This is a genomic window from Tenacibaculum haliotis (genome assembly GCF_025215075.1).
Taxonomy (GTDB): Bacteria; Bacteroidota; Bacteroidia; order Flavobacteriales; family Flavobacteriaceae; genus Polaribacter; species Polaribacter haliotis_B.
Genome location: NZ_JAOBTH010000022.1, coordinates 16446 through 32447, shown reverse-complemented (window position 1 = coordinate 32447; position 16002 = coordinate 16446). Strand labels below are relative to the sequence as shown.

General features: G+C 31.4%; 12 protein-coding genes. 5 read left to right on the top strand and 7 right to left on the bottom strand.

The annotated features are described in order from the left end of the window. Positions 1-1428, top strand: a complete 1428-nt coding sequence (gene pyk, locus N2251_RS03070) for a pyruvate kinase (protein ID WP_260585249.1) — start codon at positions 1-3, stop codon at positions 1426-1428. Positions 1429-1486: 58 nt separating this feature from the next. Here pyk and N2251_RS03065 read toward each other — a convergent pair whose 3' ends face one another. The 3 genes from N2251_RS03065 to N2251_RS03055 are packed head-to-tail and all read right to left on the bottom strand — an operon-like array spanning position 1487 to position 4703. Beyond that, complete coding sequence (locus N2251_RS03065; RefSeq protein ID WP_260585248.1) at positions 1487-3787, bottom strand: M20/M25/M40 family metallo-hydrolase; 2301 nt, start codon at positions 3785-3787, stop codon at positions 1487-1489. A 33-nt stretch (positions 3788-3820) separates the two neighbouring features. Next, on the bottom strand, positions 3821-4171 hold the full coding sequence (locus tag N2251_RS03060) for a hypothetical protein (RefSeq protein WP_260585247.1): 351 nt from the start codon (positions 4169-4171) through the stop codon (positions 3821-3823). Next, the gene (locus N2251_RS03055; protein WP_260585246.1) at positions 4161-4703 is read right to left on the bottom strand and encodes a GNAT family N-acetyltransferase; all 543 of its coding nucleotides are present in this window, start codon (positions 4701-4703) and stop codon (positions 4161-4163) included. The genes N2251_RS03060 and N2251_RS03055 overlap by 11 nt, the downstream gene beginning before the upstream one ends. Positions 4704-4864: 161 nt before the next feature. On the opposite strand from N2251_RS03055, the gene N2251_RS03050 reads away from it, so the two are divergent. Both N2251_RS03050 and N2251_RS03045 read left to right on the top strand, forming a co-directional pair. Beyond that, the gene (locus N2251_RS03050) at positions 4865-5200 is read left to right on the top strand and encodes a single-stranded DNA-binding protein (protein WP_260585245.1); all 336 of its coding nucleotides are present in this window, start codon (positions 4865-4867) and stop codon (positions 5198-5200) included. A 144-nt stretch (positions 5201-5344) separates the two neighbouring features. After that, positions 5345-6202 carry a YitT family protein gene (locus N2251_RS03045; RefSeq protein ID WP_260585244.1) on the top strand — a complete coding sequence of 286 codons (858 nt, stop codon included), beginning with the start codon at positions 5345-5347 and terminating at the stop codon, positions 6200-6202. Positions 6203-6221: 19 nt separating this feature from the next. On the opposite strand, the gene N2251_RS03040 is transcribed toward N2251_RS03045, so the two are convergent. The 4 genes from N2251_RS03040 to metG all read right to left on the bottom strand — a co-directional run bounded on the left by N2251_RS03040 (position 6222) and on the right by metG (position 14501). Further along, on the bottom strand, positions 6222-8354 hold the full coding sequence (locus N2251_RS03040) for a Tex family protein (RefSeq protein WP_260585243.1): 2133 nt from the start codon (positions 8352-8354) through the stop codon (positions 6222-6224). A 68-nt stretch (positions 8355-8422) separates the two neighbouring features. After that, positions 8423-9487 carry a phytase gene (locus tag N2251_RS03035; protein WP_260585242.1) on the bottom strand — a complete coding sequence of 355 codons (1065 nt, stop codon included), beginning with the start codon at positions 9485-9487 and terminating at the stop codon, positions 8423-8425. Between the two features lie 3 nt (positions 9488-9490). Then, positions 9491-12226 carry a TonB-dependent receptor gene (locus N2251_RS03030; RefSeq protein WP_260585241.1) on the bottom strand — a complete coding sequence of 912 codons (2736 nt, stop codon included), beginning with the start codon at positions 12224-12226 and terminating at the stop codon, positions 9491-9493. A gap of 220 nt (positions 12227-12446) precedes the next feature. Next, on the bottom strand, positions 12447-14501 hold the full coding sequence (gene metG, locus N2251_RS03025) for a methionine--tRNA ligase (protein ID WP_260585240.1): 2055 nt from the start codon (positions 14499-14501) through the stop codon (positions 12447-12449). A gap of 193 nt (positions 14502-14694) precedes the next feature. Here metG and N2251_RS03020 point away from each other — a divergent pair, with 193 nt between their 5' ends. Continuing rightward, on the top strand, positions 14695-15609 hold the full coding sequence (locus N2251_RS03020) for a S66 peptidase family protein (RefSeq protein ID WP_260585239.1): 915 nt from the start codon (positions 14695-14697) through the stop codon (positions 15607-15609). Next, a complete protein-coding gene (locus N2251_RS03015; protein ID WP_260585238.1) occupies positions 15609-15968 on the top strand; it encodes a YraN family protein in 360 nt (119 codons plus the stop codon). Before N2251_RS03020 ends, N2251_RS03015 begins: the two co-directional genes overlap by 1 nt. Positions 15969-16002 lie beyond the last annotated feature (34 nt).

Genomic DNA, 16002 nt, shown 5'->3' with positions numbered 1-16002 from the left:
ATGCCACACAACAAAAAAACAAAAATTGTAGCCACCTTAGGACCTGCAACAAATACGAAAGAAATTTTAGCTGAAATGGCAGCTACTGGAGTAAATGTTTTTAGAGTTAATTTTTCTCATGCTGATTATGATGATGTAAAAGAACGTATTCGTCAAATACGAGAAATTAATGAAGAGAGAGGATATAATGTAGCAATTTTAGCCGATTTACAAGGCCCTAAACTTAGGGTTGGTGTAATGAATGATGGCGTTGAGTTAAAAGCAGGCGATACTTTTACTTTCACGACAGAAGAATGTACCGGAACAAAAGAAAAGGCCTTTATGACTTATCAGCGTTTTCCGAAAGACGTAAAAGCAGGTGAGCAAATATTGGTTGATGACGGTAAGTTATTATTTGAAGTAGTTTCTACGGATAAAAAAACTGCAGTAATCACCAAGGTAATTGTAGGAGGTACTTTAAAATCTAAAAAAGGCGTTAATTTACCAAACACCAATATATCGTTACCAGCATTAACCGAAAAAGATAAAAAAGATGCCATTTTTGCGTTAGAACAAGAAGTAGATTGGATTGCATTATCATTTGTTAGAAACCCAGAGGATTTAAGAATGTTACGCGACTTAATTAAGCAAAAATCGAGATACAGAGTTCCGGTAATTGCAAAAATTGAAAAACCAGAAGCTGTTGAAAATATTGATGCTTTAATTCCGTATTGTGATGGATTAATGGTTGCTCGTGGAGATTTAGGAGTAGAAGTACCTATGCAAGACGTTCCGTTGATTCAAAAAATGTTGGTAAGAAGAGCTAAGCAAGCAAGAATTCCTGTGATTATTGCTACGCAAATGATGGAAACGATGATAGAAAATGCGGTGCCAACAAGAGCTGAGGTAAACGACGTTGCAAATTCAATTATGGATGGAGCAGATGCAGTAATGCTTTCTGGAGAAACATCCGTAGGAAAACACCCAATACGTGTTATTAAAAAAATGACAGAAATTATTGGAAGTGTTGAGTATTCTGATTTGATAAAAGTACCTCAAGAAGCACCACATATTCGTACCAATAGATTTATTACAAAATCGGTATGTCATCACGCAGCTTTAATGGCAGATGATATTAATGCAGCAGCAATTACTACCTTAACAAATAGTGGATACACCGCATTTCAGGTTTCCGCATGGAGACCAAAATCGCACGTATTAGCCTTTTCTTCAGAAAAAAGAATACTAGGTAAGTTAAATCTTTTATGGGGTGTTAGAGCGTATTATTACGATCGTGATTTAAGTACCGACGATACGCTTGAAGATATTAATGAAATATGTAAAGAAAAAGGTTTTGTGAAGACAGGAGATTTTATGATAAACTTATCATCTATGCCTGTAAAAGCAAAAGGAATGGTAAACACATTACGTGTTTCTCACATAGATTAGTACATTATTAAAACGATAAAAAAAGCGTCCAACTAAGTTTAGTTGGACGCTTTCTTTTTTATAACTGAATTTTTTTAGAACAGATAATAGCATCGTTCACCACAAATGGCATTGGCATCATAATTTCACTTCGCGGTTTTAAATCGAATTTTCTGTTTGATAATAAATCGTAAGATATTTCATTTAAAGTAAGGTTAGGTTTTACATTTTTATCGATCATAAAAGATACCGTAAGATCTTTATCTGAATTTGCCATTTGATAAATTAATAAAGTACCTATATCGGCAACAAATTTATTACCATCATCATATAAAGCGCCATTTACTTTTAAGTTTTTTAAGGTAATATTCTCATTGTTTATAAATTCGTATCGGTTAATTTTACGTGTTGGGGTAATGGTAAAATTCAACAATCTTTCATTGTTAATAATTGTATCTTGATTTATAGCAATGTTAGAAATACGAAAGTTTCTGTTTTCTGCTTTTTTGTGATAACTAAAAGTAGTGTTGTATTTACTCTTTCCTTCTGTATATGGAATGTTTCCTTCGATATAATCATCTTCAAAAACTTGTTTGGTAAAACCATCTAAAGTTTTATTATAGGTTGCCCAATAAGAAGTATTATTATCAGAATTTTGAATAAAAACAATGCTGTTTGGTTTTTTCTTGTCGATTGAAAATCCGCTATTAAAAGTTGCGAATCCGAAGAAGAAAATCGTTGCCAACCCTGTAATAGTTTGCCAACCATTTTTCTTTTTTTGTTGATGAAAAATTGGTAGTATAAATCCGAAGACTAAGACTAATAAAAAAGCTGATAGAAACAATATTTTTAATCCTAAGGCTACCGGAAATAATCGGATCATAGGCACAATCATGTAAATTGTAGGAATAGAAATTATGGCAAACAAAGTAGCCTTTGATTTTGCCTTTAGATCCATAAAAATTAAAATCCCTAAAATTAATAAAGCTACATAAATAGGGATGATAAAAAATCCAGCACCTGGTAAATATTGTGTAATAAAGAGGTTTAAAACGAGCCCGATAAAAATAGGTGCAATAAAAAGATCGGTAGTTTTCTCTTCGTTAAATTTATTGTATATTTTAAATAAAAGCCAACAATTTAGTAAGATAAAAGCAATTATATATTGATATCCGTTATAAGTAAAGCCGTGTAATATATCAGCATATTCTGGATGGATAAGTAAAATTAATTGCCATAATCCGTAAGATATACCAGTACAAAGAACAAGTGCGATTGTATAAGGAATAAATCCTTTTACGGCACCATGAACTGTTATTTTAGCTTTTTTTAATCCGAAGAAAATAAGTGCGATAAAAATTAGTAAGGCAATTAAAAACATCGGAAAAACCCATGAAAACGGATAGTTTAAAAGTTTCATGAAAGGAAAGTTTACATAAATATAATCTACATCACTATTGGTGTTTGTTAAATTTGAATTTGCAAAATAATTAAGTGAAGTTGTAAAGTATTCCGCCTGATGTTGTAAAGTTGTCCTGTCGAGTCTTTCGTACGAATCTTGCGCAGTATGGTAATCAAAATGATCATCAATAAAGGCAAAGTTGAATCCGTTTATATTTCCGTTTTCTCTAAAAACGGTTAAATCGGTATCGTTGGGTAATTTTTTATAGATGCTGTACATTAATGAGTTTGCAGCCGGATAATTGGGATTAGAGTTTAAAAATTCGGTTAATATTTTTTTATTCTTTCCGTTTGTTTCCATGAGCATATAACTAGCACCTCCGCTTCCTCTGGCTTCAAAATTTAAAACCATTCCGATATTTTTGGCAAGAGGATGATTTTCAACAAAAGCCTGAGCGCCAAGTAATCCTAGCTCTTCTGCATCAGAAAAAAGAATAATAATGTCGTTTTTTGGCTGTTCGTTTTTAGCTAAATAAGCACGAAGCCCTTCTAAAATTGTTGCTACTCCTGATCCAGCATCGCTGGCACCTAAAGAAGAATGTGGATTCGAATCGTAATGCGTTAAAAGTAATAGTGATTTTCCGTTTCCGCTACCTTTAATTTTTGCAATAATATTCTGAGCCGTAGTACTTGCTCTCCATTTTTTATTGATGGCTGTTTGTTGTTGTATTTCGGTGGTTAAACCTAATTCTTTTAACTCGTTAACAATATAATCTTGTACAACTTTATGTTCTGGAGATCCAGTATGATGTGCTCTTTTAGAAATGTTTCTTAAATGAAACAGTGCATTACTTAAAGAAAAATCAGTGGTTTTAAACTCCTTATTAGCAGATGGAATTGCAGGAGTTGTATCGCTAGAGGCCCAATAAACTGTTAAAACGATGATGATAACAGCCAGGAAATTATTTAATGATTTCATATTGAATTTTATAATATTATAAAAGTAAGTAAATTAATCTTGTTTGACTAACAGAAAAAGTTCGTTCTCTAACTCTAAATAACCTTGATCATATACATAATAATACGTATTTCCTGTTTTTGTTGTATAAATTGAGGTAATAAATTTAAAATCGAAACCCTTATCAAACAACTTACGCCTGCTTATTTTTGTTTTACCTGTTGTATTTAAGTCGGTAAGAATTTTATAGTTTTTACGTAAACGATTATTGGTATTTCTTATAAGATTTTTACTGTCCTTATTTACTTTGTTATTATAGGAATTTCGGCAATAATCTGAGCAGAATTTTTTATCAACTCTACCAATTACTTTTTCTTCGCATTCTAAGCATTTTTTACTTTCCATAGTTCGCTTTTTTAAGTTCATACCAATTCACTTTTACTTCTTTGTAATTAAATTGATTTACAAATTGTAATCCGATCTTGCGTAAAATTTTATTAGAACCAACATTTTCTATATCTGCAGCACCGTAAATAGTGTCGTAATTCATTTCTTTAAAACCAAATTTTAAACAAGCGAAAGCAGTTTCAGAAGCATATCCTTTTCTCCAAAAACGCGGAATAAAACGATAACCGATATCTACAAAATCTTTATGTCCATTTAGTTTTTCTTTTTCACCAGTATTATGTTTTAGGCCAGACCAACCTATAAATTGCCCCGTTGCCTTTTCAATACAAGCAAATCGCCCGATACCTAATTCTTTATATTGCTGATGAATAAACTGAATATTCTCTTCGGCTTGTAAAATTGTATTTATGGGTTTTTTGCCTAAATATTTGTGTACTTTTTCATCAGAATCTAATTCGAACATTCCGTTAATATCAGTTTTTCGTATTTCTCTTAAAATTAATCGATCAGTTTCTAAATGAAATTTCATAGTCTAAGTGTTTGGTAAACAAAGGTATTAAATTTAATTAAGCATTTACATTCATTTACAAACGAAAACAAATGGTTACTAACCGTTTTTAATTTGTGTTGTGTTTCATCTTTGCAGTGTCAAAACGAATTGGCAAATAATAATCATTTAAAACTTATCTTATGAATACGTTAAGAAACAAAGTACAGTTAATAGGAAACTTAGGTAATGATCCAGAAATTATTACGTTAGAAAGCGGTAAAAAGTTAGCAAAACTATCAATAGCAACTAATGAAACTTATAAAAACGCTGCGGGAGAAAAAATTACCGATACGCAATGGCATAATGTAGTTGCGTGGAATAAAACGGCAGAGATTATAGAAAAATATCTTAAAAAAGGAAACGAAGTTGCTATTGAAGGTAAGTTAACATCAAGATCTTATGAAACAAAAGAAGGTGAAAAGAGGTATATAACCGAAGTAATTTGTAACGAATTATTAATGCTTGGTAACAAGTAGTATTTTAAAAAGAATGTACAATTTTATACAGTTACAAAACTCAGAATTAAACATAATTCTGAGTTTTACTTTAATTAAAAACAAGGTTAAGCATGTAGCGTTTTTAATTTTAAGAGTATTTTTGCTTTGTGAAAAAGGCAAATTATGAAAGGAAAAAAAATAAAAACAGCGCTTAAAGATTATTTATTTATAATTAGTGGAAGTTTAATTTTAGCGATTGGAGTTGTTGGTTTTTTAGCACCAAATAAAATTGCGACAGGAGGTACTGCTGGTTTATCAATTGTATTAAATTTTGTATCTAATATTCCTATAGGATTATTATTGCTGCTTTTAAATGTTCCGTTACTTTTAATAAGTGTAAAATATATAGGGAAACGGTTTGCATTTAGAACAATGATTTCTATTGTTTCTTTAGCCTTATTTATTGATTTATTTAGAGAAATGCTACATTTCCCGGTATTAAGTACGAATACTTTGCTTTCGACCATTTATGGTGGATTATGTGTAGGTTTAGGTATCGGAATTATATTTAAAGGAGATGCTTCTGCTGGTGGCGGAGCTATTATAGCCCGTATAATAAAAGATAAATACGGAATTAAACCAGGTACTGTAATTTTAACATTAGATGTTTTTGTGGTTCTTTTATCAGCAATTGTTTTTAAAAATTTAGAACTCGCTTTATGGGCAATGCTAAGTATTTTTGTAGCAAGTAAGTTTATAGATTTGGTACTTACGGGACGTAAACAAAACAAAATTGTACACATTGCGTCAGAGGATTTAAACACACTTAATAAAGTAATAACTTCTAGAATGGGAATTTCAGGAACCTTAATTTCAGGAAATGATTTGTCTCAAACAAATCAACGGAATATTATTTTTTTATCGATAAATAAAAACAGGATTATGACACTTAAAAACCTTGTTGAAAAACATGATCCGAAAGCATACATGATTGTTTTAGAAGCTACAGAAATGTTAGGTTCTTCAAGAGAGGTTAAATAACATTAAAGAATTTAATCTTCTATGAATTATTATAACTCATAGAAAGCTGAATTCTTTTTCTTTGCACATCAACTTCTAACACTTTTACTTCTACATGTTGTTGCAAGCTTACATGCTCACTAACATCTTTAACAAATGTATTAGAAAGGTTAGAAACGTGTACTAAGCCACTTTCTTTAACACCAATATCTACAAAACAACCAAAGTTAGTAATGTTGTTTACGATTCCAGGAAGTATCATTCCAGATCTTAGATCATCAATTGTTTTAATATGTTCGTTAAAACTAAATGCTTTTGCTTTTTCACGCGGATCGAGTCCAGGTTTTTCTAATTCTTTTACAATATCTTTTAAAGTTGGAAACCCGTAAGAATCGGTAACATATTGTTGCAATTTCAATTGATTTAAAACAGTAGTATTACCTATTAAATCTCCTAATTTACAACCAGCATCTTTTGCCATTTGTTTTATTAAAGTATAACGTTCTGGATGTACAGCAGAATCGTCTAACGGATTGTCGCTATTTTTAATACGTAAAAACCCAGCAGATTGCTCAAATGCTTTTCCGCCTAAACGTGGCACTTTTTTAATAGCAATTCTATTTTTAAATGCACCATTTTCATTTCGATAATTCACAATGTTTTCTGCTAATTTCGGCCCAATACCAGAAACATAACTTAACAACGAAGCACTTGCTGTATTTATATTTACACCTACTTTATTTACACAATGTTCAACAACGGTATCTAAGGATTTATTTAATTTTGATTGTTCTACATCATGTTGATATTGCCCAACTCCTATAGATTTTGCATCAATCTTAACCAGTTCAGCTAAAGGATCGGCTAATCTTCGCCCGATAGAAATAGCGCCACGAACGGTAACATCATAATCAGGAAACTCATCTCTTGCAATTTTTGAGGCTGAATAAATAGAAGCCCCAGCTTCACTTATCACGAAAATATCAACCGTGTTTTTAAACGGAATACTTTTTATTAACTGTTCAGTTTCTCTTGATGCAGTTCCGTTACCGATAGCAATTGCTTCAATTTGATGCTTATTAACTAATGAATTAATTTTATTTTTAGCTTCTGATGATTGATGTTGAGGTGCATGCGGATAAATATTTTCGTTGTGTAATAAATCACCTTGCTTATTTAAACAAACCACTTTACAACCCGATCTAAAACCAGGATCGATAGCCAAAATTCGTTTTTCACCTAAAGGAGAGCCTAATAATAACTGCTGTAAATTTTTAGCGAATACGGTTATAGCATTTTCATCTGCTTTATCCTTTGCAAGCGTCATTGCTTCGTTGGTTAAAGAAGGTAATAGTAATCGTTTATAAGCATCAGCAATTGCTAATTCGATTTGAGTAGCACAATCGTTTTGAGAGTTGATAACTCTATCTTCAATTTTCTGAAGGGTTCTTTCATTATCGATAGCGATTTTTACACGGATAAAGCCTTCTTTTTCGGCACGAAGAATGGCTAACAAACGGTGAGACGGAATGCGATTTAAGTTCTCTTCCCACTCAAAATAATCTTTAAATTTCTGAGCGCCATCTTCATCTTTTTTAGTTTTTATTATTTTTGTTGAAATAGTAGCATAACGCTCTAATTGATGACGGATATTGTTACGAACATCGGTACGTTCATTTATCCATTCAGCAATAATATGCCGTGCGCCTTCTAAAGCACTCTCACTAGTTTCCACTTCGTGGGATGTATATTTTGATGCGGTAAAATCCAAATCGTTTACGCGCTGACTCATAATCATCTTCGCCAATGGTTCTAATCCGTTTTTGCGAGCAGTTTCAGCCTTTGTTTTTCGTTTCTTTTTATAGGGAAGATAAATATCTTCTAACGTAGTAAGATCGTTAGTTTTTTCAATTTTAGCCTTTAACTCACTGGTTAAAACATCTTGTTCTTCCAAAGCTTTAAGAATCGTAGATTTTCTTTTTTCTAAAGCTTCAAATTGTTCTTTAAGCTGCACTATTTGTCCGATTTCAACTTCGTCTAAATTTCCTGTTTTTTCTTTTCGGTAACGCGCAATAAAAGGAATGGTACAATCTTCATTTAACAATTCAATAGTACTTTGAATCGATTTTTGAGAAATAGTTGTACGAGAAATTATATAATTGAGGAGTTGCATAGCGTAATATTTAAAATAAAAAACCTCACTAAAAAGTGAGGTTTCAAATATAGTAAAATGTTGTTTTTTTATTTAAGATTTAATGCTCTTTCTATTTTTTTCCAATCGACTATTTTAAAATTTTGAGCTAAACTATCCTTGGCTGTGTTATTAGTTCCGTCTTGTGCTAAAAAAAAACCTTTAGGATATTTATCTCCGAATGAAATGCTAGTAACATCAATGCCATCGGTATCATTAGTACCATCAACAATACCATCTTTTAATGAAAAACTTCCTAAATATTGATTGCTTATTCTATCAAAAACTGCATAACTATTGTTTCCTTGAGAAGATAATAAAATATAGCCTTTTCCGTTTCCAGAATCATATAATGTTACGCCTTCAAAATCAGATTTCATATTTAAGTCTCTCGTACCTATTATTTTAACTCTAATGTTTGATGAGTTTGGTTCCGCATCATATTTCCAAAGTGCTTTATCTTCTTGACCGATATAAACTTTTCCATGAAAATCATCAGCAACAATACCTTCTCCTTGTCCGCCTAAAATGATATTTCTAACAATTTTAGCATCTATTTTTCCGTTCTTTTCGAAGAGTTCCCATTGTTCTACCCCTCCTCGTTTACCAACAATAAAAACATAAAAAGTGTTTGTTTTGGTGCTTTTGTACATACCTAAACCATATACTTCTTTCAGTGTTGATTTAATAGTACGTGCGGCAATATCTTGTAGCTCACCATTCTCTTTTACTATTAAAATAGAAAGTGTATTATAAGTTCTATTACTTCCAGTAACTATAGAAACAGTTTTTCCGTTTAAAACAAAACCATTACGAATATCAACATTATTAATGCGCCCTATTTTATAGGTTGCTAAACGTTTACCATCTAAATTATAGGTTTCTAAACCTTCCTTTTTATTGGTTCCTATAATTACTGACTGCATTACATTATTTGGGTTTATCCAAATACAAGGGTCATCAGCCGCATCATTAAAGGAAGTAACAGGTGTTGTTTCTGCATTTGCTGTTATTGCTATAACAGGTTTTAACTGTGGGTTAGTATGTAGTATTTTTGTTACTTTACAGCTAGCCAAAATAACACATACCATACTAAGGCTTATAATTTTTTTCATGAATTAGAAATTATATTTTATACCAGCATTCCAATTAAAATTATAGAATTCTGATTGCATAGTTTGATTTTTGGTTCCTTGATAAAAACGTAATTCTTGATTTGTTAAGTTTTTAGCTTCAGCAAAAATTCGTAAATTTTTAGTAATAGCGTAACTAGCATTTACATCAACAAATAATTGAGTATCATAAAATCGATCTTTAGAAGACTCTCCTCCGTATTCATCAATATAATCACCTGCATAATTCAAAGAAGCTCTTAAGGTAAGCTTATTGGTTTCGTATGCTAACGATCCATTTATCATATTTTTTACTGCACCAGCCAATGCTAAACCATCTTCTCTTTCTTGAATTCCAGTAGTTTTTGAATTGGTATAAGTATAGTTTCCGTAAACTGTAATGTTACGTAAAAAACCAGGTAAGAAATTTAATTTTCGTTGTAGTGATGTTTCAAATCCGTAGATTTCAGCAGTACCTCCATTTAAAGGGCGAGTTACTTGATAGTTGTTTATAACCCCACCAATTTTTAAATCCTCATTTTTAGTAATTTTATAAATAAAATTATCTAAATCTTTATAAAAACCTCCAATAGAAATAATACCAACATTGGCAAAATAATGTTCAAACATTAAATCAAAATTCATAGACTCGGTAGGTTTTAAATCTGGGTTACCAAATTCAGCCTCTTGATCGTCACTATTTAAATTACGGTAAGGAACTAAATCAAAATAATTAGGTCGTGCTATGCTATTTGTCCATGCTATTCTTGCAATTGTGTTGTCTGTAAAGTTGTATTTTACTTGTAGGTTAGGAAGCCAATTAGTGTAATTTTTAGTTTGTGTTATAGATGTCACATCATTTATGGTAGATGCAGTTTCAACGTCAATAGCATATCCTGTGTATTCTGTATTTGTTTTTTCTACACGTAAACCAGCTGAAAGCCTTAGTTTATTACCTAAGCGTTGTTTCCACAAAGCATAAGCAGCAAAAATATTTTCATTGGCGTTATAGTTTTCAGGTACAAATTCTTCTAAAACTATTTCTCCGTTTTTTAAATTTAAATTCCCTAAAAATTCTCTGCTGGCAAATATTCCTGATTTATACTGATTTCCTGGTAAAAATCCTTTTAGAGTATAATCTGCATTTGGTGTAGACGATAATGTTTGGTATGAGCTGAAATCGTCGGTATCAAACTCATAAAAAATATTGTCTCTTAATTTTTCTTTGTATTTATTTTTTGCACCAAATTTCAAAGAGTTTTTATAATCGCTTGAGTTGTTAAAAGGTATTTTTATATCAATATTTGAACTATATTTTTTTTCTTCGGTGTATTTATTCTCTTCAGAAACTTCATCAATTTCAAATTCATCAGGGTTGTTATCAAACCCAGAAGCAGAAGTGAAATAAGGAAAACGGGTATTTAATCCTTCTTGAGAAATATCGATATCTGAATTTTTTTGTTTAGCCTCATAGGTTATATAGCGTTCATTTGGTCTTTCTTCTTTTGCTTTTGATAAGCCAGTTTTCCAGTTTAATTTTACATTACCAAATATAATATGTTCACCACCTAAAGAAAATTTATAAACACTTTGTTTTTCTAAACGAGTATTATCATTTTCGCTATTATTAATACCTCCTTTAGTTTGTCTTGAAATTTTATATTCATCACCTTTATTTTTGTAGCGCAAACGGTATCGATTTTCATAATCATTTCGTTTGGTATAAATTGATTTAAGATATAGAGTAGTGTTAGGGTTTACTGCGTAATCTAAATTTGCAGCTACACTCATGCGGTTACGTTTAACATCGTAACGACGAATATCATGCTCTTTAATTTCGGTAGGCGACTTCCATTCAAACTCTACGTTATCAGAGCCATATTCATTAGAATTATAAGTAGTGTTAATTACATAACCTAATTTTTTGTTGGCGATTCTATTAGCAACTAAAGCAGAAAAATTATAATTTGGAGTGCTTCTAACGGGGTTTTGTCCATAAGAACCTGTTAAATAAGCTCTAAAGTTGGCAGGAGCAGAACGAGTAACTAAGTTTACCGACCCACCAATAGCATCCCCTTCCATGTCTGCAGTAACAGCTTTATTTACTTCTATTAATTGAATCATTTCGGTTGGAATTAAATCCATTTGTACACGACGATTATCACCTTCTGCCGAAGGAATTTTATCTCCATTTAAAGTAACTGAATTTAATTGTGGAGCTAAACCTCTAATAATTATGTCACGAGCTTCTCCTTGGTCATTTTGCATTGTAATACCAGGTATTCTTTTTAAAGCGTCTCCTATGTTAGCATCTGGAAATTTTCCTATTTGATCTGCAGCAATAATATTGGTTATATTATCTTTGTTTTTTTGTTGATTTAAAGCTTTAGCTTGCCCGCGAGTAATACTTCCTTTAATAATAACTTCTTCTAAATTGTTTGTTTTTGGTTTTAAAAAAAAGTTTTCTAAATGTATCGTATTAGTTATTGTAATTGTTTTATTTAAGGTTTGATATCCGATAAATGAAACCTGAAGGTTATAAGTACCTTTTGTTAAGTTTAAAATTTCGTAATAACCATTAAAATCGGCATAATTTCCATGGTTTCCAGAATTAACAATAATAGTTGCACCTGTTAAAGGCATATTGTTTTCATCTAAGATTCTACCTTTTATTCCTGCTTTTTTTTGAGCAAAAGTAAGTAAGGTAGTTAATAATGTAAATAGTAGTAGGAATTTTTTCATTGAGTAAGTTTTTGTTGACCACAAAACTATTTCTGTTTACTCGAAATAAAGTTTTAAAAAGGTTAGTAAAAAGTTACAAGTGTGTTTTTTAAACCTTATAGTAATGTTAAGAAGGTTACGAGTAAGTAATGAGAATTTAAATTTATGAAAAAGTATTAGTTTTAAACATAAAAAACCACGTATTTAATACGTGGTTTTTTATGTTAAATGTTGTTTTTATCTAAGAAATAAATTCTCCGTTAGTTACCTTTTCAGAAGGTTGTACGAATGCTAGTTTTCCATCAGGAGTATCGGTCATTAAAATCATACCTTGACTTTCGATACCTTTTAATTTACGAGGCGCTAAATTACAAACAACAGAAACTTGTTGTCCAATAATATCGGCAGGTTTAAAGCTTTCAGCAATACCAGAAACGATGGTACGCGTGTCAAGTCCTACATCAACAGTAAGTTTTAAAAGCTTTTTAGTTTTAGCTACTTTTTCAGCTTCGATAATAGTTCCAACACGGATATCTATTTTTGTAAAGTCATCAAATTCAATGGTATCTTTTTGAGGTTCCAAAACTCTATTTTCAGCTTCGTTTGCTTTTTTTGTAGCTTCTAACTTATCTAATTGCGCTTGAATTTCAGTATCTTCAATTTTAGCGAATAATAATTCTGCTTTATTTATTTGGTGATCATCAGCAATTAAAATATTTTTTTCAGAAACACCCTCCCAAGTTAAACTAGCATCAGTATTTAAGATGTTTTTTAATTTCGTTGAAGTAAATGGTAAAAAAGGTTCTGATAAAACAGCTAATCCTGTAGCAATTTGCAAGGCTACATTCATAATTGTTTTGGTGCGTTCTGCATCAACCTTAATCATTTTCCAAGGCTCTTCATCGGCTAAATACTTGTTTCCTAAACGCGCTAAATTCATTAATTCTTGAGACGCTTCTCTAAAACGATAACGCTCAATAGATTTTGCAATTACATTCGGAAATTCTTTTAAAGCAGCTAAAGTATCTTCATCAACTTCAGATAATTCATTAGCAGCAGGAACTTTACCATCGTAATATTTATTCGTTAAAACAACTACACGGTTTATAAAATTACCAAAAATAGCTACTAACTCATTGTTGTTCTTTGCTTGAAAATCTTTCCAAGTAAAATCGTTGTCTTTACTTTCTGGCGCATTTGCCGTTAAGGTATAACGTAATACATCTTGCTGATTCGGAAAATCTTCTAAATATTCGTGCAACCAAACCGCCCAGTTTTTAGACGTTGATAATTTGTTTCCTTCTAAATTTAAAAACTCGTTTGCTGGTACATTTTCTGGTAAAATATAATCGCCATGTGCTTTTAACATTGCAGGAAAAATAAGACAGTGAAATACAATATTATCTTTTCCTATAAAGTGTACTAATTTTGTGTCGTCTTTTTTCCAATAATCTTCCCAGTTTTTACCTTCGCGAGCAGCCCATTCTTTGGTAGATGAAATATAACCGATAGGTGCATCAAACCAAACATATAATACTTTTCCGTCTGCTCCTTCAATAGGCACCGAAATTCCCCAATCTAAGTCACGGGTTACAGCTCTAGGGCGTAAACCGTCATCAATCCACGATTTACATTGTCCTAAAACATTAGGTTTCCAATCATGTTTATGACCTTCTAAAATCCATTTACGTAAAAAATCTTCATGTTTATCTAACGGTAAAAACCAGTGTTTTGTTTCTTTTAAAGAAGGAACATTTCCTGTAATTGCCGATTTAGGATTGATTAAATCTGTTGCGTTATGACTTGTACCACATTTTTCACATTGATCTCCGTAGCTTTCTTCGTTACCACATTTTGGGCACGTACCAACCACAAAACGATCTGCTAAATATTGATTTGCCTCAGCATCGTATAATTGCTCTGTAACTTCTTCAATAAATTCTCCATCATTGTACATTTTGATAAAAAAATCAGAGGCTGTTTTATGATGAATTTCAGAAGACGTACGCGAATAGTTATCAAAAGAAATACCGAAATCAACAAAAGATTTTTTGATAATACCATGGTATTTATCAATAATATCTTGCGGAGTAACACCTTCTTTTTTTGCACGCATTGGTATTGCAGCTCCGTGTTCGTCAGAACCACAAATGTAGGCTACATCCTTTCCTTTTTGACGTAAAAAACGTGCGTAAATATCTCCAGGAACATATACACCTGCTAAATGACCAATATGAATAGGGCCGTTTGTATAAGGTAATGCTGCTGTAATTGTATATCTTTTTGGTGTACTCATTTTTTTATCCTAAAAATTAAAGCGCAAAAGTACGAAAAAGCAATTTTTTAAACTGTTATAAAATGGGTACATTTACATAGATTAGACTTAATAAATTAATATACTTAAGAAATAAGACACTATTTTGAAGAGAAACTTACTAATACTATCTTTTTTACTAACAGTTTCATTAGCTTTTTCACAAACACAAACTATGAAATTAATAACTCCGCCTTCTTTAAAAATAGGTGATACAATTGCAATTGTTGCTCCTGCGGGAATTTTAAAAAACAGAAAACATGTTATAAACAAAGCTAAAAAGTTAGCTGAAAGTTGGGGATTGAAAGTTGTTTATGGAAAACACATGTTTAATCAAGGACATCATTTTGCGGGCACCGATGAGGAGCGTTGTGAAGATTTTCAAGAAGCAATTGATAATCCGAATATAAAAGCAATTTGGTCGGCTCGTGGTGGCTACGGTTCGGTACGAATTTTAGATAAATTAGATTTTTCTAATTTTAAGAAAAATCCGAAATGGGTAATAGGTTATTCTGATATAACTGCTTTTCATAATCATATCCACAATTTAGGAGTTGAGACGATTCACGGAATTATGGGAACAAGCATGCAAGATGCTCCTGAAGTAATAGCAAAAAGTGTTGAATCGCTTAAAAGAGCATTGTTTGGTGAGAGTTTAGAATATGAAATTCCGAGTTCGAAACACAATCGACTAGGAAGAGTAAATGGAGAATTAGTAGGAGGGAATATTGCCATTTTAGCATCAATGTTAGGATCAAAGAGTCAAATATCTACGGATGGTAAAATTTTATTTATTGAAGAAATAGGAGAGTATAAGTATTCGATTGATAGAATGTTACAAAGTTTAAAGCGTGCAGGATATTTTACGAAAGTAAAAGCAGTAATTGTAGGTGATATGACAAAAATTAAAAAGAATACAACGCCTTGGGGAACTTCAATAGAACAATTAATTTTAGATGTTCTGCCAAAGGATATTCCTGTTTTATTCGATTTTCCTGCGGGCCACGAACCTGATAACAGAGCTTTAATTATGGGTAGAACAGTTGAGGTTGGTATTCAAGAAAAAAATACAACCATAAATTTTAATTAGTGGCACAACATAACGAACTTGGTAAGGAAGGAGAAAAATTAGCGGTTGAATATTTACAAGAAAACGGGTATTTAATTATTGAAAAAAACTACCGATTTAAAAAAGCGGAGGTTGATATTATTGCACAAAAAGAAGCTGTTTTAGTTGCGATAGAAGTTAAAACACGATCGAATACTTATTTCGGGAATCCGCAAGATTTTGTTAATCCGAAGAAAATAAAATTACTAGTTATGGCAATAGATAATTATGTAATTGAAAAAGATTTAGATGTTGAAGTACGGTTTGATATTATTGCGATGCTAAAAAATAAAGACAATTATAAGATACATCATATAAAAGATGCGTTCTTATATTTTTAAAACAAAAAAAACCAACAATTAAATTGTTGATTTT

Excerpts from the sequence above, each read along its gene's own strand:
- pyk (WP_260585249.1), top strand. The coding sequence starts at position 1 with ATGCCACACAACAAAAAAACAAAAATTGTAGCCACCTTAGGACCTGCA.
- N2251_RS03065 (WP_260585248.1), bottom strand. The coding sequence starts at position 3,787 with ATGAAATCATTAAATAATTTCCTGGCTGTTATCATCATCGTTTTAACA.
- N2251_RS03060 (WP_260585247.1), bottom strand. The coding sequence starts at position 4,171 with ATGGAAAGTAAAAAATGCTTAGAATGCGAAGAAAAAGTAATTGGTAGA.
- N2251_RS03055 (WP_260585246.1), bottom strand. The coding sequence starts at position 4,703 with ATGAAATTTCATTTAGAAACTGATCGATTAATTTTAAGAGAAATACGA.
- N2251_RS03050 (WP_260585245.1), top strand. The coding sequence starts at position 4,865 with ATGAATACGTTAAGAAACAAAGTACAGTTAATAGGAAACTTAGGTAAT.
- N2251_RS03045 (WP_260585244.1), top strand. The coding sequence starts at position 5,345 with ATGAAAGGAAAAAAAATAAAAACAGCGCTTAAAGATTATTTATTTATA.
- N2251_RS03040 (WP_260585243.1), bottom strand. The coding sequence starts at position 8,354 with ATGCAACTCCTCAATTATATAATTTCTCGTACAACTATTTCTCAAAAA.
- N2251_RS03035 (WP_260585242.1), bottom strand. The coding sequence starts at position 9,487 with ATGAAAAAAATTATAAGCCTTAGTATGGTATGTGTTATTTTGGCTAGC.
- N2251_RS03030 (WP_260585241.1), bottom strand. The coding sequence starts at position 12,226 with ATGAAAAAATTCCTACTACTATTTACATTATTAACTACCTTACTTACT.
- metG (WP_260585240.1), bottom strand. The coding sequence starts at position 14,501 with ATGAGTACACCAAAAAGATATACAATTACAGCAGCATTACCTTATACA.
- N2251_RS03020 (WP_260585239.1), top strand. The coding sequence starts at position 14,695 with ATGAAATTAATAACTCCGCCTTCTTTAAAAATAGGTGATACAATTGCA.